Raw genomic sequence first — 22,997 nt, 5'->3', positions numbered from 1 at the left:
GCTTCCAGTGCGCGGATACGCACCGCCGCCGGGACCATCCGGCGGCGGTGCAGGTTCGAGCCCGCTTAATCGTCGAAGCCGACCTTTTCCGCAAGGCCGGTCGCATCGGCGCGGCGCGTGGCGATGGTGGCCAGCGGCGTCGGGTCGATTTCAAGCGTGCCGAATTCGGCGATGATCGGATCGACCTCGACACCGGCGCGCACCGGGTATTCGTAGTTGGCGCGGGCGTAGATTTCCTGGGCCTCTTCCGAGACGAGGAATTCCAGGAAGTCGACGGCGACATCCTTGTTCGGCGCATGCGCGGCGATGGCCGCGCCCGAGATGTTCACCTGCGTGCCGCCGCCCTCGAAGGTGGGCAGGATGACCTTGATGGCCTTGGCCCACTCTTCCTGTTCGGGCCCTCCGGCGCCGCTGCGCATCAGGCCGACATAATAGGAATTGGCGATGCCGATGTCGCAGATGCCGCCCATGATGTCGCGGGCGACGTCCCGGTCTCCGCCGCCAGCCTTGCGGGCGAGGTTGGCCTTGACGCCCTCCAGCCAGGTTTGCGTGGCCTCGCTGCCGTGATGGGCATCATAGGCCGCGAACAACGCCGTGTTGTAGGGGTGCTGTCCAGAGCGGATGCACACCTTGCCGCGCCACTCGGGATCGGCCAGTTCTTCATAGGTGAAGCTGTCGATGTCGAGATCCTTGGCGGCATAGAGGACACGGGCTCTGGCCGAGAGGCCGAACCAGTTGCCGTTCGCATCCCGCAGGTTTTCCGGGATGGCGCTTTCCAGCGTCTCCGACTCGACCGGCTGTGTCAGGCCCTTGTCGACGAGGTCGACAAGGTTGCCGAAATCGACCGTCATCAGCAGGTCTGCGGGCGAGCTTTCACCCTCGCTGGCGACGCGTTCCGCAAGCCCGTCCTTGAGGAAGATGGTGTTGACCGTGTTGCCCGTCTCTGCCTCGAAGGCTGCGATCAACGGCTGGATCAGTCCCGGCTCGCGGGTGGTGTAGAGATTGACCTCGGCTGCGAGTGCCGAGCCGACGCCCGCCGAAAGGCAGGCGCCGCACAAGAGTGCCCTGCCGAGAGTTGAGTTGACCGCGCGCATGACCATGTCTCCTACGATGACCTTCATGGCCCGCTAGAAACCCAACATGACTGGTCTAGTCAAGTTTAAATCGGCTGCTCGCGAAATTGTCACGAGGATACGGGAAATACAAAGGTATCCTTACGGTCCAACACGATGCGGATACGGTCCGCTTCGGAAGCAAAGTCTCCGATGTTTCTTCGAATGGTTACAAGTTGCGGGTGTGCATCCAGTTTCAGGTCGAGTTCTTCGACTTCACCGCAGAAACGTCGATGAACAACCTGAGCTTCTATGCTGCCGTCGCCACTGCCCGGGCGCAATCCGCCGGGACGGACGAGCACCAGCATCTCGGCTCCCTCGGCGGCGCCATGGCCAGCCCCCACGCGGCCAAAGGGCGTATCGACGGCGCCATGGCGGACCGTGCCGCGCACTTCGTTGAAATCGCTGAAGAAACGCGCCACGAAAGGGGTCTGCGGCCTGTAATAGAGGTCGCGGCCGGTGCCCGTCTGGATGATGCGCCCATTGTGCATCAGGGCAATCCTGTCGCTGACCATCAGGGCTTCCTGCGGATCGTGCGTCACCAGCACGACCGTCGCGCCGACCTGGCGCACGAGCGCCAGCGTCTCCATGCGCACAGCCTCGCGCAGGCGGCTGTCGAGGTTTGAGAAGGGCTCGTCCATCAGCAGCACGCCCGGGCGTGGTGCGATGGCGCGGGCGAGGGCCACGCGCTGCTGCTCGCCGCCCGACAGCATGTGCGGGTACCGTGTGCCGAAATGCGCGATACCCAGTCGTTGCAGGGTGGATTGCACGCGTGCCGCGATGTCGCCCCGGGACCGGCCACGCAGGCCGAAAGCGATGTTCTGCTGCACCGTCAGATGCGGGAACAGCGCATAGTCCTGGAACATCAGCCCGACGCCACGTTTTTCCGGCTCGACGAAGCGGCCGGGGCCGGCCACGACCTCACCGCCGAAGGCGATCCGCCCGGCGCTGGGTGCGTCGATTCCCGCCAGCAGACGCAGGAGCGTGGACTTGCCGCACCCCGAATGGCCGACGAGGCAGAGGATTTCCCCCGCTGCGACGTCGAGGTCGATATCGGAGAGGATATCCAGCGCGCCGATGCGGCGCGACAGGCCGGCCACCGATACCGGTATCGCCGCCGCTTCGGTCGTCGTCTGCAACACCGCCAAGAGCGCCCCCCGTAAACTGGAGCCTTCTCCTACACAATATGGCGTGCCGACTTCAACTCCACGGCGGGGCGGCGCCCGTCACAGCGTCGCCAGTACGCCGCCGTCCACATAGATGGTCTGCCCGTTGACGAAATCGGAGGCGGACGAAGCCAGGAAGATGGCCGCGCCCTGCAACTCCTTCACGTCTCCCCACCGGCCGGCGGGGGTACGGGCGCGGAGCCAGGCGTCGAATTTCGGATCGTCCACCAGGGCCTTGTTCAGCGGCGTATCGAAATAGCCGGGGCCGATCGCATTGACCTGAAGTCCGTGCCGCGCCCAATCCGTGCACATGCCCTTGGTCAGGTTCTTCACCGCGCCCTTCGTCGCCGTGTACGGTGCGATCGAATAGCGGGCCGCCTCGCTTTGCAGGCTGGCGATATTGATGATCTTGCCGCGTTTGCGCGCGATCATGTGGCGGGCCACCGCCTGCCCTACGAAGAAGACGCTGTCCAGATTGGCGCTGACGATCTCGCGCCAGGTGTCGACCGCGAAATCCTCCAGCGGCGCGCGGCGCTGGATACCGGCATTGTTGACGAGGATGTCGATGGGGCCGGTCTCCGCCTCGATCCGGTCGACGCCGGCTTGCACCGCGGCTGCGTCGGTGACGTCGAAGGCGGCCGCCGTGGCGCGGAACCCGCGCCCGCGCATGGCCTGCGCCGCCGCCTCGACACGGGCCGCATCGCGCCCGTTGAGCACGATCGCCGCGCCGGCGGCCGCAAGGCCCTCTGCCAATGCCAGGCCTATGCCCTGGCTTGAGCCGGTAATCAGGGCACGGCGGCCCGCAAGGTCGAACAGGGACAAGGACATTGGAAAACTCCCAGGGACTGATTCTGTTTTGGCAGCGCTGCCATTTTTCTTCCTGTATGCTCCGGTCGCCGTCGCAGCGCAATGGCCGGTTCATTCGGCAACGCTTGTGCGCTATGTCAGGCGGCACTGTTCACAGACGGAATGCGCATGCCCGAATCGCCAGTCCTGGCCGCGTCCAACGCCGTAACCGCGGATCTGATCGCCGTGCTGGCCGCGGTCACCGATGGCGCGCCGGCCGTCCTGACGACGGATGACGGCCGGTCCCTGCCATCCGGCCCATTCGAATCGGGGCACCGCTCGCTACAGCTTGGCCTGCGCGCCTGGGTGGAAGAGCAGACCCACCATCCGCTGGGCTATCTCGAACAGCTCTACACGTTCGCCGACCGCGATCGCGACGTGGCAGGCGGCCGGGTCATATCGATCAGCTATCTGGGCCTCACGCGACAGGGCACCACGACGCTGGACGGCGGCGCCGGCTGGACGGACTGGTATCGGTACTTTCCGTGGGAGGATCATAGAACCGGTGTGCCGGCGATCCTTGCCCGTATCCGGCATGCCCTGGCAGATACACAGGGCAACGACGCCTTTCGCCAGCGCGCGGCAACGGCCTTCGCCATGGAAGGGCAGGCCTGGAACGAGGAACTGACCCTGCAGCGCTACGAACTTCTCTATGAAGCGGGCCTCGTGGACGAGGCGTGGCGGGACCGGGGCGAAAACCGGACATCGGACTTGCCGACCGGCTGCGCCATGGCTGCCGACCATCGGCGCATCCTGGCGACGGGCATTGCGCGGCTGCGCGCCAAGATCAAATACCGCCCGGTGGTTTTCGAGCTGATGCCGCCGGACTTCACGCTTCTGCAGTTGCAGCGCAGCGTTGAAGCCCTGTCGGGACGGCTGGTGCACAAGCAGAATTTTCGCCGGCTGATCGAGCAGCAGGAACTGGTCGAGGAAACCGGCGCGATGGCGGGCGATACGGGTGGCCGGCCGGCAAAACTGTTCCGGTTTCGCCGTGCCGTGGTTGCCGAACGCGATGCCGTGGGAACGAAGCTGCCGCTCACGCGCTCTTGACAACGCTTATACTCATAGTAAGCATATGGCCAATATATACTCACTATGAGCATTATTATGGCCATGAACGCAGATGTCCTCGAACGCACCGCGCCGCTCTACGACCGCGTGTCCCGCGTGATCCCAAGGATCGAATGGCCAGCCATGGCCGGCGACGTGGACGCCATCCTGCGGTTGAAGCGCGAGAAGAACGCCATCATCCTGGCGCACAACTACCAATCGCCGGAAATCTTCCACTGCGTGGCAGACGTCGTGGGCGACAGCCTGGCTCTGGCGCGCGAGGCGATGAACGTGGATGCCGACATCATCGTTCTGGCCGGCGTCCACTTCATGGCGGAAACCGCGAAACTGCTGAACCCAGGCAAGACGGTCCTGATCCCGGACATGGGCGCGGGCTGCTCGCTGGCCGACAGCATCACGGCGGCGGATATCCGCCTGCTGCGGCAGCGTTATCCGGGCGTGCCGGTGGTGACCTATGTCAACACCAGCGCCGACGTGAAGGCAGAGTCCGACATCTGCTGCACCTCGGGCAATGCCCGCAAGGTGGTCGAGTCGCTCGGGGTGCCACGGGTCATCATGCTGCCCGACGAATATCTGGCCCGGAACATCGCGCGCGAGACCCATGTGGAGATGATCACCTGGGCGGGACATTGCGAGGTGCACGAGCAGTTCACGCCCGGCGATATCGCCGAATTGCGGGCCAGCCATCCCGGCGTGATCGTGCTGGCCCATCCGGAATGCCCGCCCGAAGTAGTCGAAGCGGCGGATTTCTCCGGCTCGACGGCCATGCTGTCGGATTACGTGGAAAAGAGGCAGCCGGCGCGCGTGGTGCTTCTGACCGAATGCTCGATGAGCGACAATATCGCCGTGCACCATCCCAAGGTGGACTTCATCCGTCCGTGCAACCTTTGCCCCCACATGAAGCGGATCACGCTGGGCAATATCCGGGAGGCGCTGGAGTTCGGGCGTCACGAAGTGACGGTGGACCCGGCGGTGGCCGACCGGGCCCGCCTGGCCGTCGAGCGGATGCTGGCGATATGACGGCCCGACAGCCTGTCGTGATCGTCGGGGCAGGGCTTGCCGGCATGCTGACGGCGCTGTCGCTGGCCGAGCCCTGCATCCTCGTATGCCCGTCGCTGAAGGCCGCGCAGTCGTCCACCGGCCTGGCGCAGGGCGGTGTCGCCGCGGCCATCGGTGCCGGCGACGACGCCACGGTGCATCTGGCCGATACGCTCGCGGCGGGCGACGGCCTGGTGGATGTCGATGCCGCCGGAGCAATTCTCGCGGGCGCGGCGGCGGCCATCGAGCGTCTTGCAGGCTTCGGCGTTCGCTTCGACCGCGACGCGGACGGTGCGCCGGCGCTGGGCCTGGAGGCCGCCCACGCGCGGCGGCGCATCGTGCATGCCTTCGGTGACGGCACGGGCGCGGAAATCCACCGCGCGCTCGCCGGGGCCGTACGGCAAGCACCGCATATCCGCCTTGCCGAAGGTTGCCGGGTGCGGCAGCTGCGGACACAAGACGGGCGGATCGCGGGCCTCTGGCTTGACGATACATTCGTGCCGACGGCACGCATCGTGCTGGCGACGGGGGGCGTCGGCGGGCTGTTCCTGGCGACGACCAACCCGGCGGCAAGCACTGGTGGCGGGCTTGCCCTCGGCCTTAGGGCCGGTGCGCAGATCCAGGACCCGGAGTTCGTGCAGTTTCATCCGACCGCGCTCGATTGTGGACGCTTTCCGCTGCCGCTGATTTCGGAAGCCGTGCGCGGCGAGGGCGCCATCCTCGTGGATGGGGGCGGGCGGCGCTTCATGGCCGATGTGCCGGGGGCCGAACTTGCCCCGCGCGACGTCGTGGCGCGCGCCATCCATGCCGAGATCGCATGTGGACGAAAGGTGTATCTGGATGCGCGCGGGCTCTGCAACGGGTCTTTCGCGGAACGTTTCCCGGCCATCGCCGCGATCTGCAGCACCTTCGCGATCGACCCCTCGCGCGATCCGATCCCGGTTCGCCCGGCCGTGCATTACCATATGGGCGGTCTCCTCACGGACCTGTCCGGCCGGACGACGGTTCCGGGTCTGTGGGCGGTGGGCGAGGTGGCCTCGACCGGGCTCCACGGCGCCAACCGGCTGGCCAGCAATTCGCTGCTGGAAGCGGCAGTCATGGCGCCGCGCGTTGCCGACAGCGTTGCCGGCGCGCCGGCCCGCGGTCCGGCCGGTGACGCCGCGCCAGCCGTGGACACCGGAGACGCCGCGCTGGAACAGGTGCGCCGGATCGTGGGGCGCGACCTTGCCCTCATCCGCGACGAAGCCGGGCTGACGCGCGCCGTCACCCAATTGCTGCCGCTCGTCGAAACCAGCGATCCCGCTCTTGTCGGCCTCGCCATGGCCGTTGCGGCATTCGGCCGCCGCGAAAGCCGTGGCGCGCACTGGCGTTCGGACTATCCGGCACCCGTCGCCGAGGCGCGTCATACGTGCCTCGGCATTTCAGCCATCCGCACAGCGGCGGAGCATGTCGCCCGGCCGCTCCTCCTGACCGCCTGACAACGCCGTAGAGACCATGCTGACACCCTTGCCCGACATCATGCTGGAACCGGTGGTGCGCGCCACGCTGCTGGAAGACCTCGGACGCGCCGGCGACATCACCACCGACGCCATCGTGCCGCCCGATCACCGTTCGCGCCTTGCCCTGGGCGCGCGGCAGGACGGCGTCGTGGCCGGGCTCGACCTTGCCCGCATCGCCTTCCGGCTCATGGACCCGGAGATCGAGATGACGGTGCATCGGCCGGATGGCGCGCGTGTGCGGGCAGGCGAGGCGATCGCGACGCTGCACGGGCCGACGCGTGGCCTGCTGACGGCCGAGCGGACGGCACTGAACCTCCTGTGCCGCCTGTCCGGGATTGCGACGGCGACGGCCGGGCTGGTGGAAGCCGTCAGGGGATACCGCGCCAGCATCGTCTGCACCCGCAAGACGACGCCCGGCCTGCGCGCGCTGGAGAAATACGCGGTGCGCGCCGGCGGCGGCGGCAACCACCGCTTCGGCCTCGATGATGCGATCCTCATCAAGGACAATCACGTAGCCATCGCGGGTGGCATCCGCCCGGCCTTGCAGCGCGCCCACGACCATGCCGGCCATATGGTGAAGATCGAACTCGAGGTCGACAGCCTCGATCAGCTCCGCGAGGCCATGGAGATCGGGGTCGACGCGGTGCTTCTGGACAATATGGGCCCGGAGATGCTGGCGGAAGGCGTCGAGATTATTGCGGGGCGCGCGATCAGCGAAGCGTCGGGGCGGATCACGCCGGAAACCGCCGGCGCCATCGCGGCCAGCGGGGTGGACCTGATCTCATGCGGATGGATCACCCATTCGGCCGCGATCCTGGACATCGGCTTCGACCATCTGGATTGAGCGATGGACCGCCAATGGAGGGTGCACGGCCGCGCTTGCCTGCGTGGCCATGCGGACGCCCCCGGTGATTGCAGCGGCGAGGCCGCTGCACTGTCAGCGGGACCGGAGCGTCAGGCCCTGGTCCAGTCCAGGACGATCTTGCCGCTTTCGCCCTTCATCATGGTGTCGAAGGCCGCCCGGTAGTCGGCGACATCCATGCGATGGGTGATGACGCCCCGCACATCGAGGCCGCTTTGCAGCATGGCCAGCATCTTGTGCCACGTCTCGAACATCTCGCGGCCGTAAACGCCTTTGATCGTCAGCATCTTGAAGACGATCTTGGTCCAGTCCACCGGGGCGGGGCGGGGCGGAATGCCGAGCATCGCGATCTTGCCGCCCATCAAGAGCTGGTCGACCATCTGCTCGAAGGCGGCGGGCGAGCCGCTCATCTCCAGTCCCACGTCGAACCCCTCCTTGAGGCCCAGCCGCGACTTGACCGAGCGCAGGTCCTCTTCCGCCACATTGACCGGCGTCACGTCGGCGACGCGTCCGGCCAGTTCCAGCCGCGCCGGATTGACGTCCGTGATCACGACGTGGCGCGCGCCGACATGGCGGGCCACCGCCGCGCTCATGATCCCGATCGGGCCGGCGCCGGTAATGAGCACGTCCTCGCCGACGAGGTCGAAGGAGAGGGCCGTATGCACCGCGTTGCCGAGCGGATCGAGAATCGCGCCCAGCTCGTCGTCGATATCGTCGGGAAGCGGCACCACGTTGAAGGCCGGCAGCTTGAGATATTGCGCGAAGGCGCCGGGAATGTTCACGCCGATGCCGCGTGTTTCGGGATCGAGGTGGAACCGGCCGCCACGGGCCGCCCGGCTTTGCATGCCGATGACGTGTCCCTCGCCGGAAACGCGTTGCCCGACCCTGAGGCTGCGGACGGAGGCGCCCGTCTCGACGATCTCGCCGGCATATTCGTGGCCGACCACCATGGGCACCGGCACCGTGCGGCTGGCCCAGTCGTCCCATGCGTAGATGTGGATGTCGGTGCCGCAGATCCCGGTCTTGTTGACCTTGATCAGGACTTCGTCGGCGCCGATGGTCGGCACCGGCTGCTCTTCCAGCCAAAGGCCCGGCTCGGGCCGGGATTTCACGAGGGCTTTCATGGGTGATACCTCAGATGATGCCGAGCGACTTGCCGGCATCCTTGAATGCGTCGATGGCGAATGAGACGTCGTCCGGCGTCAGCGCCGCCGACATCTGGGTGCGGATGCGCGCCTTGCCCTTGGGCACGACGGGAAAGAAGAAGCCGGCAACGTAGACGCCGCGCGCGTCGAGGGCGACTGCCATGTCCTGTGCCTTGCGGGCGTCGTGCAGCATGACCGGTATGATGGGCGTCGAGCCGGGCAGAAGCTCGAAGCCGGCCTCGGCCAGGCCGTTGCGGAACCGTTCTGTATGCCGGCTCAGCAGCGCCCGCCGGTCGTCCGCCTGTTGCGCGATCTCGAGCGCCTTCAGGGAGCCCGCCGCGACGGACGGTGCGAGGCTGTTGGAAAACAGATAGGGGCGGGCCCGCTGGCGCAAGAGGTCGATCACCGGTTGCGAGGCCGCGACGAACCCGCCCATTGCACCGCCAAGGCTTTTGCCGAGGGTGCCGGTGATGATGTCCACCTTGTCGCCGACACCCGTCAATGTCGGCGTGCCGCGTCCCTCGTCACCGAGATGGCCGGTGGCATGGCAGTCATCCACCATCACCAGGGCGTCGTACCGTTGGGCAAGGGCGCAGATCGACGGCAGGTCGGCCACATAGCCGTCCATGGAGAAGACGCCGTCGGTGACGATGAGCTTGAAGCGCGCGCCGGCGGCGTCGGCCTCCTTGAGGCGCGTTTCGAGCTCGTCCATGTCGCCGTTGGCAAAGCGATAACGCGCCGCCTTGCACAGGCGGACGCCGTCGATGATGGAGGCGTGATTGAGCGAATCCGAGATGATCGCGTCCTCGGCGCCGAGGAGCGGCTCGAACACGCCGCCATTGGCATCGAAGCAGGCGGCGAACAGGATGGCGTCGTCCTTGCCGAGATACCGGGCGATGGATCGCTCCAGCTCACGGTGCAGGGCCTGCGCGCCGCAGATGAACCGGACCGAGGCCATGCCGAAGCCGAACGCGTCCAGCCCCGCATGGGCGGCGGCGATGACGTCCGGGTGGTCGGCGAGGCCCAGATAGTTGTTGGCGCAGAGATTGATGACCGAGCGGGGGCCATCCTTGCCCTCGATGGTGATGCGTCCGCCTTGCGGGCCGGCGATCAGGCGCTCGCGCTTGGTCAGGCCATCGGCCTCGATTCCGGCGAGCGTTGCCTTCAGATGGTCTTCGAAGCCGGTTGCCATGATCGCTTCTCCTAGAATTCCACGATATTGGAAATTACAGTATATCGGAAATATCACAAGGCAGCATCGGTTGAATTCACATGCACCCTAGCCGTAATGCAGCACCATCAATGCGCGCGCCGGGGTATCGGACAGATTGTCGATGGCATGCGGGATGTCGGCCTTGTAGCGGGCGGTTTCGCCCGACGCCAACAGGCGGGTGACACCGCCGCTGGTGACGCTGAGACCGTCGGTGAGCGCGGTGAGATGTTCGAATGCGCCGGGTGCGTGCGGCGCACTGTCCAGCCGCCCGCGCGGCGCGATCTCCACCTCGTACCATTCGGTCAGGCCGGCCAGGCGTGGCGGGCTCAGGATGCGCAGCCGGCATGAACCGTCCGGGCTGCGGATTTCGGGCGTGTTGAAGGCGGACACCAGCTCGACGGCCGGCTCTTCCACCGGCGCGGCGCGCGCCCCCCCGACGAGATCGGAAAAGTCGATCTTGAGCGCGCGTGTCAGGCTCCAGAGGACGGCGAAGGTGGGGTTGGCACTGCCGCGTTCGATCTGCGACAGCATGGAGCGGGACACGCCCGAGAGTGCCGACAACTGCTCCAGCGACAAGCGGCGCGCCTTGCGTTCGCGCTGGAGGATCGGGCCGATGCGGGGTGTTTCCATGGTCACCGCCCGATCACGAAAGCAGCCGGGCCGCCGCCAGCGACAGCGCGACGACCCCATGGCGGATGCAGCCCTCGTCGGGCTGGTAGTCGGCATTGTGCAGCCTGTCCTGGCGGCCGGGCTGGCCGGAGCCGATGCCGAGCTGGAAGGTCGGCACGATCTGCGAAACGAAGGCGAAGTCCTCGGCGCCGAGGTCGGCCGGCTTTTCGTCGGCGACCGCGCCGTAATGGGCTTCCACCGCGCCGACCGTTGCCGCCAGGATGCCGGCGTCGCTGGTGAGGCAGGGCGTGCCGGGCTGCCAGTCCAGCGTCGCATGTACCCGCATGGAAGCCTCGATTCCGGTACACAGCCGGCGCAGGGCCGCCTCGATGGTTGCGCGCGCCGCGGCGGATTGTGTCCGGGCCGTGCCACGTAGAACCGCGCGTTCGGGGATGATGTTATGGGTATCGCCGGCCTGCAGCGCCCCTACGGTGACAACCGCCGGCAGCATCGGATCGACCTCGCGTGAAACGATGGTCTGGATCTGCAGCACGAGCATTGCCGCCGCGATAATCGGATCGCTGGTCTGGTGCGGGCTTGCGGCATGGCCGGACCGACCCTGCAGAACGATGTCGAAATCGTCGGACGAACCGTTCGCCACCCCGTGGACGTAACAGAAGCGGCCGACGGGCACCTCCGGATAGTTGTGGAAGCCGAGCGCCATGTCCGCTCCGTCCAGCACGCCATCGCGGATCATCGCCGCCGCACCGCTGACGGGGGTCTCTTCCGCCGGCTGGAACATCAGCCGGACCGTGCCGGCGAGGCCGGGCGCGATGTCGCGCAGGACGCGGGCGGTGCCGAGCAGCGTTGCCGTGTGCAGATCGTGCCCGCAGGCATGCATCCTGCCCGGCACCGAGCTGGCGAAGGGCAGCCCGGTTTCCTCAAGGATGGGCAGCGCATCCATGTCGGCGCGCAGCACCAGGACCGGGCCCGGCCGCCCGCCGGAGATTTCGGCCACGACCCCGGTCTGGCCGACGCCCGTTTGCGGGTTGAGGCCCAGCGCACGCAGTTCGTCCGCCACGATCGATGCCGTGCGCACCGTGTCGAAACCCGTTTCCGGATGGGCATGCAGATCGCGCCGGATGGCGATCAGCCGCGCCTCGTCTTCGGCAACGAGGGATTCGATGCGCGATCCGAGATCGTTGACCATGCGATTCATGGACGGCTCCTTCCTTCGGGACCGTCCTTATAGGCCGCACGCCGCCGTGCTGGAAGCCAGCAGGCGCTCAGTCTTCGCCGCGTGCGCCCCTGCGCGCCTCGTCTCCCGCCGCTCCGCGCCGCCAATAGGCAGCTACCAGATGACGGTCCTTGGCCACCTTCAGATCCTTCCGGACGCTGCGGCGAATGTCCTTGAAGGCATCAAACTCGCAGCCCGCCCAGATAAAGAGATCCTCGGCGATGCCGGCGGCCACGACGCTTTCCAGCGCATCCTGCAGCAGCCGGGTCGTGCCCGCGGGTGCGCCGCTGCGGTGAAGATAGCGGATGTCGGCCTTGCAGGACGCGGCGATCGATTGTTCTTCCGCCGGGCCGTCGACCTCGATGAAGGCGGTGGCCGTGGCGTCCGGCGCGGCGTTCTCCAGAATACGGGCCATGGCGGGCAGGGCGGTCTCGTCGCCCAGGAGCAGGAGACGCCGCGCGTCCGGCAGGAAGCCGCCGCCCGGCCCCGTGATGCCGACGACATCGCCCGGCCTCGCCGTTTCGGCGAAGCTCGCGCCCGGCGTATCGGCGCCGGGATGCAGCACCATGTCCACGTCGAGCGTGCCGGCCGCAACGTCGATCGAGCGGATGGTGTAGACGCGCAGGACAAGCCGGTCTTCGCCCTGCGGCCAGACCGGCATGCCGTCCTCTCCCATGATGGGCCAGACCGGGGCGCGCCCCTTGGGCGGAAAGACGAGACGGATATGAAGGCCGCCGGCCGCGAACCGACCGATATCCTGCCCCGAGAGGGTCAGGCGCTGCATGTGCGGCGTGATGCGGCGGCTGGACACCACCTGCATGACGCGGAAGAACGGCGGCTGCACCCCGCTGACCCCGTCGCCCTGCCAACGCACGGTCGGGGCGGGCTGCGGCGCGAATTCCAGCACATGGCTGGTCACGCCCATCTTCATGTAGGCGAGCCCGGTCTGGTCGCGCGATTCCGTGATGGCGTGAAGCGCCCCGTCCACCACACTCAGCCGGGCCTCGCCAAAGCTGACGACGATGCGCGCCGTCCCGTCGACATGCGTCACCGCGCCATGCTCGGAATAATGGTCGCACAACGCGTTCAGAAGCCGCTGGGCTTCGGCCACCTCGATGCGCGACCAGGCGTGCAGTACCATCGTTCGACCTCCGGACCGGGTAACGGTCCGATGGGCTATTAAACTAGAGATTCAATGTCAAGTTTTAGCCGCCGGCCTCGACTTTCCGCTTCAGGCCATCCAGACCGGCGCGGATGAAATGGGTCATGGCGCGAACGGCATCCTCGTCGGTCTTGCCTTCCGCCGGCTCATTGTTCGTGTCGGCACGGTAGAAGCGGCCGAGCCACGTGACTTTCGTCGCCTGTCCATCCGGCTCGAGCTTCATCTCGGCGGTATAGGAGCTGACCGGCAGGGCTTCGGTTTCCCCCTGCAGGCGATAGCGATACCGCATCGAGTCCGGGCGGTGCGCATCCAGCCCTTCCGTCACCGTGCCGGTCGGCAAGGTGAGCGTGCGGTGCGAGCCCCGCTCGTTGCCGTTGGAGACGGTTGCGCCGGTGACGGCCGGGTTCCAGTCCGCGATGGAGCCGAAATCGCCCATGACCGACCAGACCTTCTCGGCCGGGGCGTCGATGACGACGGTCTCGTCCACTTTTTGCGGTGTCGGCCCGTGGGCCAGGGCGGGCGCGGCCATGGTGCCGAAGACGACAAGGACGGGTAGGAGGATCGTGCGTATCATCGGGCTCTCCGGTTGACGAGCAGGGTTGAAACGGCGGCGGCCAGCGATGCGATCGCGAAGAAGGGCGACAGGTCGCGGCGGCCGGCCAGCGGAATGGCGCGCGTGTCGGCCATCAGGCGCGTGGACAGCGACGGATCGTCGAGCCGCGCAAAGCCGAGGCCCGCTTCGGACGCCATGGCCTCCAGATATCCGGCACGCAGCGCCGACAGATGCTCCGACCCGCTGAGGTCCGCTTCGCCATATGGGTTGTTGCGCGGATGGAAGCCGGGTTCGGACGAGGCCGTCGGCGCGGGCGCACCGATGCGCGCGCCGTGCACCATGTCTTCCATGCGATAGAAGCCGATTTCGCGCCCGCGCTCGTCATGGCGGGGGATGGGAGATGGCCTGTCGGCGCCGACGCCGACGATGAGCCCGCTGACTTCGCCTGCGTTCCGCATCGGCCGGCGGCCGCCATGGGGCAGGGGCGGCGCCTCGTGACCATCGGTCAGGAATACGAGGTCGGTGTCGTCGGCCGCCGCGAAGCGCAGCGCGCTGTTGACGCCGGACGAAATCCGGCTGTCTCCGTCCCAACCCATCCGCCAGTCGAGCCTTCCGATGGCTTCGGCGAGCGGCGTGTAGTTGGCGCAGACTTCCACCGGCCGGAAGAAGGTGAAGCTCTGCCGCTCGGCAAACACGGCAAGCCCGGCGCGGGAGCCGCAAGGCAGCTCCCGAATGAGGGCAGGCAATCTGCGACGCACCTCGTCGAGCCGGCTATGCGGCGCCTGCGACGGACCATAATCCCGAACGTTCATGCTGCCGGTGATGTCGACCGTGAAGAGGATGTTGCGCACCGACGTCCGCGCCGGCACCGACGGTGTAGCCGCCGCAAGGGCGGCCAGCCCGGCGCCCAGCGCCAGCAGTGCCAGGCCGGTCTTCATGGCAGGCCACGCGGCAGGCCGGGCAGGTCCGTCCATATGTTGCGCGGGCGGGCGCCGTCTTCCTCTTCATCCGGCGCGGCACGGGGAAAGGCGCGGACCAGGCGGCTGGCCAGATCGAGATTCCACTTGGCGTCGAAATCCGCCGGATTCTGGCGCAGGGCGCGGCGATAATCTTCCTGCGCCACACGCACCACCGGGATGGCCGCGTCGATGCGATTGTCTTCCACCATCGTGAAGGCCTGCCGCAACCGACCATTGCCGAGATTGTAGGCGTGGGCCGCCGCAAGGCCGGCATCGCCGGCCATGGCGAGGGCCGGCGACAGGGCTTCCGCCTCGTCCGGGCGGCCCCGCCGCAGGAGATGGCGGGACCGGGCGAACAGCACCTCGGCACGCTGGCTGGTGGTCTCGACCTGCATGCCGGAGGCGAGGGCGGCTATGGTGCGGTTGTCGCGCCGTTCGGCCATCAGTTGCAGGCTGGCCCAGAGGGCAAGGGCCAGGCTGGCGAGAAGCGCGGCAAGGAGGCCTGCAGTGGCGATCCGGTCGCGGAGACGATGCGAAAGAGCGGTCATCCGACCTCCTTTGCCGGAAAAGGCGGCAGCGGGCGGCCGGGAAAGGGCGAGCGCTCGATGGCCTTGGCCAGCGCCAGCAGGGCAAGCGATAGCGCGGCAATGCCATAGGCGAACGGCGCCAGCCCTTTCTGCGGAATGGTGGCCAGGTAGGTCAGCGGGCGGGCTTCCAGCCGATCGATTTCGGCAATGGCCGCCGCGACGGCATCGGGGTTTTCAGCCTCGAAGGCGCGGTAGGGCACGCCCAGCCGCTGCAGGAACAGATTGAGATGGCGCTCCGGGCGCACCTGCGGCGTATCCATCTCTCCTCTTGCGGGCGGCTCGAATATCCCCTTGGAGCCTTCGGTCCGCAGGAAGAGCCAATACAGGTTCACCGGCTGGCGGGCGACCATGTTCGTCAGTTCCTCCTGCACGTCGCGGCTGATGACCCCGGCCCCGTCTGACACCAGCACCACGGCGCGCGATGCCGTGGCCGGCTCCTCCTCGAACAGGGACAGCGCCATGGCCAAGCCGCGGCCGACATTGGTCTGCGTGAGGCCGGGCTCGTCCATCGTTGCGATTGCGGCGTGCACCACATCCATCCTGTCGGTCAGCGGCACGGCCAGCATCGGCGCAGTGGAAAAGGCCACGACGCCCACCTTGTCCTGCGCGCGCCCACCGACAAACGCGCTCAACAGCCGCTTTGCCGCCGTCGCCTTGGATTCTTCCGCGCCATCCGGCCGGCGGTTGGCGAAGGTATTGTCCATGGAGCTGGACCGGTCCAGCAGCAGAACCAGATGCGCTCCGAGGCCTGTTCTCTCCTCCTGCATGTCCGTCCGCTTCAGCCCGGCGAGCCCGAGAAGCAGCGCGGCGATGGCCAGCGCCGCGAGGATGCGCAGCGCCGCCGCGACGATACGCGACAGGGTATCGGCCGGCACCATGGCCGCCTGGGGTACGGCAATGGCATGCAGCAGGGGCAGGAAGAAGGGCAGCAGCATCATCGGCAGCGCCAGCAGCACCTCGGGGCGGTCGAATGTCAGGGGGATCATGGCGCCCGCTCCAGCGCCGAAAGGCGACGGGCCAGGGGCAGCAGTTCCTTTGGCGGCATCAGCCGGGCCGCCTCGTCGGGCCGCTCGGAAAAGTGGAACAGGCGGGACGCCTCGAAGAACCGCTCGAGGTCGGCGCGCGCTTCGTCGTAGCGGGGCGCATGCGCAGCGAAGGCCGGGAGGTCGTCGGCGAACAGGCGCCGTCCATGGGTGGCGTCCAGCGCCCGATGCAGGACCGCGAGCGACTGGCCATAGGCCTGTGGGCTGCGGGGCAGCGCCCGCAGTCGGTGGGCCGCAAGGTGCAGCGGGCGCGGCCGGCGATTTGAAAAGGGGGTGATGCCGCGATATCGCAGCAATGCCAGGAGCGCGACCGCCACAAGCGCCCAGGCCCCGGCGACCTGCCACTGGCGCGGACGCGTATCGATGGCGCTGGACAGGATGTCCGGCTGCATCGCTTCGGGCCGGGAACGCTGCATGATGGGGCGCAGCGGCGACATCACAAAGATGAAGGAAGGCAACGTCGCCTCGACCGGAGCGCCGTCGCCTTCGTGGGCAACGAAGCGCAGCCGTTGCGGCGGCAAGGCCCGCTCGGACGGTTCGAGCGGCACATAGAAGGTCTGATATCGAAGATCGACCGTCACGACGCCGTCCGTCTCGGCGACGTTCATCGAAACGAGGTCCAGCCAGTAATCGAGCGCGCCGACCTGCGGCAGCGAGGCGCCGTCCAGTCCGTAACCCGGCGGCGGTACGATGATGGCCCGATAGTCCAGCGTGTCGCCGACGAAATACCCGAAAGCGCGCGGCAGGCGCGTCTCGACCATCGGGGCCGCGTCCTGCCCCCCGGCCGCGCAGGGCATCGTTGCAAGCAGCATCGCCAGGATGGGCGCAAGCCGACGCCGCGTCATGGCGCAGGCCCTTCGGCAATAAGGGCCTCCAGCACCTGCTCGACGTCGATCTGGTCGCGGATGACGACAGGCGAGACGCCGTGCGCGGAGAACACCCGTCCAAGCCCGTGTGCATGTGCCTCCGCCGCCCGGCGCCATTGCGCGGCCAGCGCGGGGCGCATCAGCACGGTAGAGCGCCGGCCGGTTTCGGCATCGCGCAATTGCGCCAGCCCCAAGCGGGGCGGCGGTGCATCGAGAAGGCTGTCGGCCAGCATGAAGGGCCGCAGGTCGTGCCGTGAGAGCGCACTGGCCAGCCGGTCCGTCACGGCCGGCGGGAAGGCGAAATCGGAGATCAGGAACACCATGCCCGGCCGTGTCGGCAGCGCCGCGATGCCCGCCAGAAGGCCGTCCAGCCGATGGCCCCCTGGCGTCATCCCGCCCAGCGCGCCCAGCACTTCCCCGGCAATGGAGCGCCGCCGGTTCAAGGCAAGGTGCAGCGGTGCGCCGTCGCTGCCCGCCGTCAGCGAAACGCGGTCGCCGGAGCGGCGCGCCATATGGGCCAGGCCGGCGGCCAGATGGCAGGCAATCTGCCATCGGTCGACGCGGCCGATGGCGGCCATGGAGGCGGAGCTGTCGACGATGACATGGACATCGGTTTCGGCCAGCATGCGATCGCGGCGCACGAGAAGCGTTTCGAACGGGTCGCGAAGCGAGGCGCGAAGATCGATGCGGCGCGGATCGGGCCGCTCCGTCAGGGGCACATGGATATCGAAGAGGCCCTGTGCGCCCGGCAGGCGGCCCCGGTGACCGCCTGGGCGAAGTCCGCGCGCCAGGACCCGCAGCCGGTAGGCGAGCTCACCGAAACGCTCGATCCCCGCGGGCAGGGGGCCGTCGGAAGCAGGCCCGGCGCCGTTCATGCGGGGGCGGCCACCTGGCCGAACAGTGCGTCGATCAGCGCCGGGACGATCGTATCCCGCCGGATTTCGTACATCGGCGCCAGGAATATACGGTGGCCCATGACGCAGGGGAACACGGCGCGAACGTCCTCCGGCACGAGCGCGTCGCGCCCCTCCAGGAAGGCATGGACGCGTGCGGCCCGCACCAGCGCCGATACGCCGCGCGGGCTGACGCCTCCATCCACCAGCCGCTCCATGTCGACGCCGGGCAGGGCCAGGCCGTGCCGCGCCGGGTGTCGGACGGCATCCCAGAGCGAGACGACGTAGTCCTCTACCGCGCGGCTGCTGCGCACATGCGCCTGGATCGTTTCGGCCCGCCGATTGAGGTCGCGATAGGGCAGGATGCCGGGCTGGATTTCTCCGATCAGCGTGTCGGCGTCGTGGTAGCGGGTATCGAAGGCCAGCGCGCGGCGCAATCCACGATCGTCGGGAGCCTCCACCGGGATCTCCATGAAGAAGCGGTCGCGCGCGGCGGCCGGCAGTTCGAACGTCTCGTCACGCTCCACCTTGTTGCGATCGGCGAAGACCTGCAGGTGCGGAAAGGCGAACTCGCGTTGGAAGGCGGTGGTGCTGCGCTCGGCCATCAGGCGCAGCAGCAGCGAGTGGACCTGCGGCCGTGCACGGTTGATCTCGTTGAAGAAGAAGACCGCAAGGTCTTCCCCCCGCGCCAGCAGAGGGCCGGGTTCCATCCGGGGGCGGCCATCCTCGCCCACGAAGGCGCTGTAGAGCATGTCGCCGGGCATCAGGTCTATCGTGCCCTCGATGCGCTGGTACGGTCCGCCGAGCGCGCGGGCGACGGCGCGCAGAAGGGTCGTCTTGCCGACGCCGACATCGCCCTCGAGCAGCACGTGGCCGCGCGCCAGTACGGCGATCGTCATCATGCGAATGGCCGCGTCCTGCCCGATGACGACGCTCGCCAGCGCCCGCTGGAATTCCATGGCCTCGTCGCGGATGACGAGCGGCGTCGCATCCGGCCTCATCGCAATCTGCATGTCCCGACCGTTCGAAATCGCATGGCTGGAAGGCTTGGCTACAAGGGCGCCGCGGGGCCGGTCCGGGCCGTGCTGCCCCCGGACCTCGCCGCGCGGCGCCCTGCCGGACGGGGCTCAGTTGGCCGTGCCGCCCTCCGGCGTCGGGGATGCGCCTTCCGCGGACGCCTCCTCGATCCGCTTCACGTCGAAGACGAATTCGCCCGTATCCTTGAAATGCTGGAGGCGCTTGGCGTTGCGCTCTTCCATGGCGGCGATGGATTCCATCTGCTTGTTCAGCTCCGCCGGGTCGTGCTGGGGATCGTATTCCGACCCCTCGACCTTTTCCGGATAGCCGGGCTTCGGCTCCCAGCAATTGCCGGGCTCCTTGCAGTTGGTGCCGTCATAGGCCAGCGCCGGGGCGGCGCCGAAGCCGATCGCGGCAACAATGGCCAGGGCCAGCTTGCGTGTCCTTGCGTGCATGTCGGTATCCTCCCGTTCTGAGTGCGGCGGTTCAACCGCCTTCGCTTCCGTAGGGCTTGAAAGACTGGCGCTGCTCGCGCGTCAGCCACACGGCCTCGCTCGGGTCCCCGGTAAAGAGGTGCCGCGTCCAGGCCATCACCTTCAGCATCTCGTCGAGGTTGAGATGGCCGTATTGCGGACCCATCATCCCCTGTGCGCCGCCGTAGATGGTTTCGAACAGACCCTTGTCGGTCTCGTTCTTCGGATAGGTCCAGTAGGAGTCGTTGAGGCCCGGCCCGAGCTTGCCTTCCCCCACATGGCCATGGCAGCCCGAGCAGGCGGTCAGGTAGAGTTCCTCCCCCTCCTTCAGCGCCTCCGGTTGCTCGTTGTACTGGTTGACACCGGTTTGCAGGAAGGCTTTCACGGCCTCCGTGTCGCGCCCGTCCTCGGGGGCGAAGGAGAGGTCGAGCGGCGTACCCTCGACCGTATGGCTGAACTGCATCTGTGCCGCCGCCGCGAAGGTGAAGGCCAGTGCGGCCCCGCCGGCAAGAAAGATCGTCTTGAGCGTCATGAGCCTGTCGTTCCTGTGAACCCGAAATTGCCCACCGGGAACCGGAGCCTCAACAAGGGCGGCTCCGGCAACTTCACAAGGACAGCGGCCGCCCTTAGCTGGACAGCGGCAGCAGCGGTATGCCTTCCTCCTCGAGGATCGTGCGGATCCGGTCCTGCGCCTTGGCGAGGCCCTCGTTGATCTCTTTCAGGAGCGCATCGTCGCCCTTTCGCACCCCGACGGTCTGGCCGTACTGCAGGGGGATGGTCACGCCGTCCTGTCGCTCCAGGCTGTTCTCGATCAGGGTCAGCCTCAGCTCTCCGTTCGATGCCGCGACGTAACGGGCGACATCGGGTGCGAAGGCGATGGCGAGGTCGGCCTCGCCGTTGCGCACCTCGCTCGCCAGCCTGTCGGCGGCGACCTCGGTGAAGGCGTTGCGGTTGGACTTGAAGTTCACCAGCCCGTAGAGATAGGCGAGGTTGTCCTCGTACTTGCCGGCATATTTCAGCATGGTCTGGGCCGGAGAGTGGATGCGCGTCGCGAAGCGCTTCAGCCCGTCGCGGCCGGCATCCTGCCAGCGGTGGCCGTCGAAACCGGAATCCGCCCGGCTGACGAAGGCATAGGCCGTGCGGAAATAGGGCTCCGAAGTCTCGACCCGCGGATCTCCCGGATCGATGCCGAAGACCACGTCGCACGCCTTCGGTTCCAGCAGGTCGCGGACATTGTAGATCGACGCGCGCTGCGAAAAGACGAACTCGACATCGCGGTCCATGGCCTGCGCCAGCGCCTCGGCGATCCGGTTCTCGAAACCGTCCTTCGCCGCGGTGGAGTAGGGAGCGTCCTTGGCGGAGGCGCATACCATCAGCCTGTCGCTCATCGAGGTCGGGCTGGGGCCCCTCTCTTCGGCCGTCGGCTCGTGCACCTGGGGTATGACGCCGACGGACTCGGCGCCGGCCGGGCCGGCTGCGGCGGTCAGGGCCAGAGCGGCTGCCGTCAGGAGAAGTTTTGCGACCATGGCTCTCATCCTTCCATCGGTGGGCGGAATGCCGGCCTGCCGGCATTCCGCGCCAGGCCTGTTCAGTTGACCGTCTGTCCGGAAGCGCCGCCCTGCAGCGAGGCGTCCCGGCCCACGGGGGCGGGCGGCTCGTTGACGCGGGGCTGGTACTCGCCCTTCTCGAGGTCGCTGTACGGACCTTCGCCATCCAGCGAGAAGACCATCACGCCGCCGCCCATCTGCGTGTAGTTCTGCAACTGGCGGAAGGCGCCGACCGAGCCAAGGCCGGCCGTCGGGTCGTTCAGGTCGAAGACGAGGCCGACACCCGGCCAGCCGCCGACACCGTAGTAGATGGCGACATACTGGACGCCGTCATGCTCGTAGGTCATCGGATGGCCAATGGCGCCGGAGGGCATCTTGAACTTCCACAGGAGGTCGCCCGTGTCGGAATCGCGCGCCTTGATGAAGCCATCCAGCGTGCCGTAGAACATGACGCCGCCGGCCGTCGCCAGCGTCCCGCCCCAGGCGGCGAAGCGCTCCATGACCTCCCATTTGAAGTCGCCGGTGATGGCGTCATAGGCCTTTACCTGCCCGAGCCCGAGACCGTTCTGGCGGTCGCCCTTGGGCCCCGGATACATGGTCAGCGTCGCCCCGACGAAGAACTGGCCGGCTCTGTAGGGCAGCATGAACGGTTCCCAGTCCATGCAGATGTGGTTGATGCCCATGTAGAAGAGCTTGCGCTCCGGATCGTAGGAATCGTGACCCTGATTGTGATAGCCCATCGCCGAGGGGCAGATATCGCGGGCCTGGTGGTCCATGCGGGTGCCGAACTCGGGGTCGCGCTGCGGAATGCCGGTCTCCAGGTCGACCTGCGTCACCCAGTTGACCGTATCGTCGATCTTGTCGGCCGAGATCAGGTCGCCATTGGTGCGGTCCAGCGTATAGACGATGCCGTTCCGGTCCGGGTGGGTCAGAAGCTTGCGCGTCCGGCCTTCCTTGTCTTCCTGTTCCGACAGCATCATCACGTTGACGCCGGCATAGTCCCATTCGTCATGCGGCGTCTTCTGGTAGGCGAAGCGCGCCTCGCCGGTGTCGGCGTCGCGGCCCCAGATCGCCATGGTCCACTTGTTGTCACCAGGCCGCATCGTCTCGTTCCACGGCGCGGGGTTGCCGGAGCCGTAATAGAACAGGTCCTCCTCCGGATCGTAGGCATACCAACCCCAGTTGGTGCCGCCGCCGATCTTCCAGGCGTCTCCCTCCCAGGTGCGGGTGCCGAGGCCCGTCTGGCCGTAATGCGGATTGGCATCGTTGAAGTCGGCCGCCAACAGCACTTCCTCGTCCGGACCGGTGGCATAGGCGCGCCAGAGCTGTTCGCCCGTCTTCACGTCGTAGCTCGTGACATAGCCCCGCACGCCCAACTCCGCGCCGGACGATCCGACCAGGACCGTATCCTTGATGACGTAGGGCGCGATGGTGAGGGTTGAGCCGACGCGAATGTCGGAATTTTCCATTTCCCACCGCGTCTGGCCCGTTTCCGCGTCCAGCGCCACGATGCGCCCGTCGAGCTGGGTTCGGAAGATCAGCGGGTCCACCTCATCGTCGCCCGGCCAGTAGGCGAGGCCGCGGTTGACCACGTCGCAGCAGGCCACGGCGCGGGCCGTAGGGTCCTGGCGCGGCTTGTTCTGCCACAGGATCCTGCCCGGCTCGTCGAGGTCGAGCGCAAACGTCGTGTTGGGGAAGGGGGTGTGCACGAACATCTTGCCGTCCACCACGAGCGGCGTTCCCTCGTGGCCGTGCAGCACGCCGGTGGAGAACGACCAGGCGGGCCGCAGCTTGCCGACATTCTCCTTGGTGATCTGCGTGCTGGGGGAGAAATTCTGCGCGTTGTAGTCGCGCCCGGTCATCACCCAGTTTTCAGGGCTCTTCGCAAGCTCGACCAACGCGTCGTTGGCCTGCGCGCCGCCCTGAGCCCCCAGTATCAATGCGCATGAAAGCGCGGCGCCTGACGCCGAAGCCCAGAGTCTGTTCATTGTGCCTCCCCATCAACTTCGTGTTGCCAAGGCCCACCAAGTCGTTCCTTGGGATTTACCCAAGTGCCGCCCTTTCCGGAGGATTTAAGTGTCGAGACGGATGCCTAGATA

23 protein-coding genes are annotated in these 22,997 nt (G+C 67.3%); 4 read left to right on the top strand and 19 right to left on the bottom strand.

Translation table 11 applies throughout. The features are described from left to right. Positions 1-65 precede the first annotated feature (65 nt). The 3 genes from IGS74_RS17355 to IGS74_RS17345 all read right to left on the bottom strand — a co-directional run bounded on the left by IGS74_RS17355 (position 66) and on the right by IGS74_RS17345 (position 3,106). Complete coding sequence (locus IGS74_RS17355; RefSeq protein WP_206688261.1) at positions 66-1,100, bottom strand: Fe(3+) ABC transporter substrate-binding protein; 1,035 nt, start codon at positions 1,098-1,100, stop codon at positions 66-68. A gap of 83 nt (positions 1,101-1,183) precedes the next feature. Beyond that, positions 1,184-2,254 carry an ABC transporter ATP-binding protein gene (locus IGS74_RS17350; protein WP_246723169.1) on the bottom strand — a complete coding sequence of 357 codons (1,071 nt, stop codon included), beginning with the start codon at positions 2,252-2,254 and terminating at the stop codon, positions 1,184-1,186. 84 nt (positions 2,255-2,338) lie between these two features. After that, positions 2,339-3,106, bottom strand: coding sequence for an SDR family oxidoreductase (locus IGS74_RS17345; protein WP_192387761.1), 768 nt, complete (start codon positions 3,104-3,106; stop codon positions 2,339-2,341). Between the two features lie 147 nt (positions 3,107-3,253). Between IGS74_RS17345 and IGS74_RS17340 the strand changes: the two genes are divergently transcribed. From IGS74_RS17340 to nadC, 4 genes are all read left to right on the top strand, one after another. Further along, entirely contained in the window at positions 3,254-4,174 is a 921-nt protein-coding gene (locus IGS74_RS17340; protein ID WP_246722660.1) for a hypothetical protein, read from the top strand. 63 nt (positions 4,175-4,237) lie between these two features. Then, a complete protein-coding gene (gene nadA / locus IGS74_RS17335; protein WP_192391866.1) occupies positions 4,238-5,215 on the top strand; it encodes a quinolinate synthase NadA in 978 nt (325 codons plus the stop codon). After that, on the top strand, positions 5,212-6,711 hold the full coding sequence (locus tag IGS74_RS17330; RefSeq protein ID WP_192387757.1) for an L-aspartate oxidase: 1,500 nt from the start codon (positions 5,212-5,214) through the stop codon (positions 6,709-6,711). The genes nadA and IGS74_RS17330 overlap by 4 nt, the downstream gene beginning before the upstream one ends. A 16-nt stretch (positions 6,712-6,727) precedes the next feature. Beyond that, positions 6,728-7,576, top strand: a complete 849-nt coding sequence (gene nadC, locus IGS74_RS17325; RefSeq protein WP_192387755.1) for a carboxylating nicotinate-nucleotide diphosphorylase — start codon at positions 6,728-6,730, stop codon at positions 7,574-7,576. Between the two features lie 110 nt (positions 7,577-7,686). Here nadC and tdh read toward each other — a convergent pair whose 3' ends face one another. From tdh to IGS74_RS17245, 16 genes are all read right to left on the bottom strand, one after another. After that, the gene (gene tdh / locus IGS74_RS17320) at positions 7,687-8,718 is read right to left on the bottom strand and encodes an L-threonine 3-dehydrogenase (protein ID WP_192387753.1); all 1,032 of its coding nucleotides are present in this window, start codon (positions 8,716-8,718) and stop codon (positions 7,687-7,689) included. 10 nt (positions 8,719-8,728) lie between these two features. Beyond that, a complete protein-coding gene (locus IGS74_RS17315) occupies positions 8,729-9,931 on the bottom strand; it encodes a glycine C-acetyltransferase (RefSeq protein ID WP_192387752.1) in 1,203 nt (400 codons plus the stop codon). 87 nt (positions 9,932-10,018) lie between these two features. After that, positions 10,019-10,582, bottom strand: coding sequence for an XRE family transcriptional regulator (locus IGS74_RS17310; RefSeq protein WP_192387751.1), 564 nt, complete (start codon positions 10,580-10,582; stop codon positions 10,019-10,021). A gap of 13 nt (positions 10,583-10,595) precedes the next feature. Next, positions 10,596-11,780, bottom strand: coding sequence for a M20 family metallopeptidase (locus IGS74_RS17305; protein ID WP_192387750.1), 1,185 nt, complete (start codon positions 11,778-11,780; stop codon positions 10,596-10,598). Between the two features lie 67 nt (positions 11,781-11,847). Then, a complete protein-coding gene (locus IGS74_RS17300) occupies positions 11,848-12,939 on the bottom strand; it encodes a siderophore-interacting protein (protein ID WP_192387749.1) in 1,092 nt (363 codons plus the stop codon). A gap of 64 nt (positions 12,940-13,003) precedes the next feature. Further along, a complete protein-coding gene (locus tag IGS74_RS17295) occupies positions 13,004-13,534 on the bottom strand; it encodes an SRPBCC family protein (protein ID WP_192387747.1) in 531 nt (176 codons plus the stop codon). Further along, a complete protein-coding gene (locus IGS74_RS17290) occupies positions 13,531-14,451 on the bottom strand; it encodes a vWA domain-containing protein (protein WP_206688185.1) in 921 nt (306 codons plus the stop codon). Before IGS74_RS17290 ends, IGS74_RS17295 begins: the two co-directional genes overlap by 4 nt. Beyond that, positions 14,448-15,020 carry a hypothetical protein gene (locus IGS74_RS17285; RefSeq protein ID WP_192387743.1) on the bottom strand — a complete coding sequence of 191 codons (573 nt, stop codon included), beginning with the start codon at positions 15,018-15,020 and terminating at the stop codon, positions 14,448-14,450. The genes IGS74_RS17290 and IGS74_RS17285 overlap by 4 nt, the downstream gene beginning before the upstream one ends. Beyond that, entirely contained in the window at positions 15,017-16,045 is a 1,029-nt protein-coding gene (locus IGS74_RS17280; RefSeq protein WP_192387741.1) for a vWA domain-containing protein, read from the bottom strand. The genes IGS74_RS17285 and IGS74_RS17280 overlap by 4 nt, the downstream gene beginning before the upstream one ends. Continuing rightward, entirely contained in the window at positions 16,042-16,947 is a 906-nt protein-coding gene (locus tag IGS74_RS17275; RefSeq protein ID WP_192387739.1) for a nonribosomal peptide synthetase MxaA, read from the bottom strand. Before IGS74_RS17275 ends, IGS74_RS17280 begins: the two co-directional genes overlap by 4 nt. Then, on the bottom strand, positions 16,944-17,843 hold the full coding sequence (locus tag IGS74_RS17270) for a DUF58 domain-containing protein (protein WP_192387738.1): 900 nt from the start codon (positions 17,841-17,843) through the stop codon (positions 16,944-16,946). The genes IGS74_RS17275 and IGS74_RS17270 overlap by 4 nt, the downstream gene beginning before the upstream one ends. Next, entirely contained in the window at positions 17,840-18,820 is a 981-nt protein-coding gene (locus tag IGS74_RS17265; RefSeq protein ID WP_246723167.1) for a MoxR family ATPase, read from the bottom strand. The genes IGS74_RS17270 and IGS74_RS17265 overlap by 4 nt, the downstream gene beginning before the upstream one ends. A 168-nt stretch (positions 18,821-18,988) precedes the next feature. After that, positions 18,989-19,333 (bottom strand): methanol dehydrogenase [cytochrome c] subunit, encoded by a 345-nt coding sequence (locus tag IGS74_RS17260; protein WP_192387734.1) that lies wholly within the window; start codon positions 19,331-19,333, stop codon positions 18,989-18,991. Between the two features lie 31 nt (positions 19,334-19,364). After that, on the bottom strand, positions 19,365-19,883 hold the full coding sequence (moxG, locus tag IGS74_RS17255) for a cytochrome c(L), periplasmic (protein ID WP_052194736.1): 519 nt from the start codon (positions 19,881-19,883) through the stop codon (positions 19,365-19,367). 94 nt (positions 19,884-19,977) lie between these two features. Next, on the bottom strand, positions 19,978-20,877 hold the full coding sequence (gene moxJ, locus IGS74_RS17250) for a methanol oxidation system protein MoxJ (RefSeq protein WP_192387732.1): 900 nt from the start codon (positions 20,875-20,877) through the stop codon (positions 19,978-19,980). Between the two features lie 62 nt (positions 20,878-20,939). Continuing rightward, positions 20,940-22,886: a methanol/ethanol family PQQ-dependent dehydrogenase gene (locus tag IGS74_RS17245; protein WP_192387730.1), complete on the bottom strand. Its 1,947-nt coding sequence runs from the start codon at positions 22,884-22,886 to the stop codon at positions 20,940-20,942. Positions 22,887-22,997 lie beyond the last annotated feature (111 nt).

Origin of the sequence: Aureimonas sp. OT7 (assembly GCF_014844055.1) — a bacterium.
In the GTDB taxonomy this organism is placed as follows: domain Bacteria; phylum Pseudomonadota; class Alphaproteobacteria; order Rhizobiales; family Rhizobiaceae; genus Aureimonas; species Aureimonas altamirensis_A.
Note: the sequence above shows the minus strand (reverse complement) of the source record. Positions and strands in the feature narration are given on the sequence as shown.

Excerpts from the sequence above, each read along its gene's own strand:
- IGS74_RS17355 (WP_206688261.1), bottom strand. The coding sequence starts at position 1,100 with ATGGTCATGCGCGCGGTCAACTCAACTCTCGGCAGGGCACTCTTGTGC.
- IGS74_RS17345 (WP_192387761.1), bottom strand. The coding sequence starts at position 3,106 with ATGTCCTTGTCCCTGTTCGACCTTGCGGGCCGCCGTGCCCTGATTACC.
- IGS74_RS17340 (WP_246722660.1), top strand. The coding sequence starts at position 3,254 with ATGCCCGAATCGCCAGTCCTGGCCGCGTCCAACGCCGTAACCGCGGAT.
- nadA (WP_192391866.1), top strand. The coding sequence starts at position 4,238 with ATGAACGCAGATGTCCTCGAACGCACCGCGCCGCTCTACGACCGCGTG.
- IGS74_RS17330 (WP_192387757.1), top strand. The coding sequence starts at position 5,212 with ATGACGGCCCGACAGCCTGTCGTGATCGTCGGGGCAGGGCTTGCCGGC.
- nadC (WP_192387755.1), top strand. The coding sequence starts at position 6,728 with ATGCTGACACCCTTGCCCGACATCATGCTGGAACCGGTGGTGCGCGCC.
- tdh (WP_192387753.1), bottom strand. The coding sequence starts at position 8,718 with ATGAAAGCCCTCGTGAAATCCCGGCCCGAGCCGGGCCTTTGGCTGGAA.
- IGS74_RS17315 (WP_192387752.1), bottom strand. The coding sequence starts at position 9,931 with ATGGCAACCGGCTTCGAAGACCATCTGAAGGCAACGCTCGCCGGAATC.
- IGS74_RS17310 (WP_192387751.1), bottom strand. The coding sequence starts at position 10,582 with ATGGAAACACCCCGCATCGGCCCGATCCTCCAGCGCGAACGCAAGGCG.
- IGS74_RS17305 (WP_192387750.1), bottom strand. The coding sequence starts at position 11,780 with ATGAATCGCATGGTCAACGATCTCGGATCGCGCATCGAATCCCTCGTT.
- IGS74_RS17300 (WP_192387749.1), bottom strand. The coding sequence starts at position 12,939 with ATGGTACTGCACGCCTGGTCGCGCATCGAGGTGGCCGAAGCCCAGCGG.
- IGS74_RS17295 (WP_192387747.1), bottom strand. The coding sequence starts at position 13,534 with ATGATACGCACGATCCTCCTACCCGTCCTTGTCGTCTTCGGCACCATG.
- IGS74_RS17290 (WP_206688185.1), bottom strand. The coding sequence starts at position 14,451 with ATGAAGACCGGCCTGGCACTGCTGGCGCTGGGCGCCGGGCTGGCCGCC.
- IGS74_RS17285 (WP_192387743.1), bottom strand. The coding sequence starts at position 15,020 with ATGACCGCTCTTTCGCATCGTCTCCGCGACCGGATCGCCACTGCAGGC.
- IGS74_RS17280 (WP_192387741.1), bottom strand. The coding sequence starts at position 16,045 with ATGATCCCCCTGACATTCGACCGCCCCGAGGTGCTGCTGGCGCTGCCG.
- IGS74_RS17275 (WP_192387739.1), bottom strand. The coding sequence starts at position 16,947 with ATGACGCGGCGTCGGCTTGCGCCCATCCTGGCGATGCTGCTTGCAACG.
- IGS74_RS17270 (WP_192387738.1), bottom strand. The coding sequence starts at position 17,843 with ATGAACGGCGCCGGGCCTGCTTCCGACGGCCCCCTGCCCGCGGGGATC.
- IGS74_RS17265 (WP_246723167.1), bottom strand. The coding sequence starts at position 18,820 with ATGGAATTCCAGCGGGCGCTGGCGAGCGTCGTCATCGGGCAGGACGCG.
- IGS74_RS17260 (WP_192387734.1), bottom strand. The coding sequence starts at position 19,333 with ATGCACGCAAGGACACGCAAGCTGGCCCTGGCCATTGTTGCCGCGATC.
- moxG (WP_052194736.1), bottom strand. The coding sequence starts at position 19,883 with ATGACGCTCAAGACGATCTTTCTTGCCGGCGGGGCCGCACTGGCCTTC.
- moxJ (WP_192387732.1), bottom strand. The coding sequence starts at position 20,877 with ATGGTCGCAAAACTTCTCCTGACGGCAGCCGCTCTGGCCCTGACCGCC.
- IGS74_RS17245 (WP_192387730.1), bottom strand. The coding sequence starts at position 22,886 with ATGAACAGACTCTGGGCTTCGGCGTCAGGCGCCGCGCTTTCATGCGCA.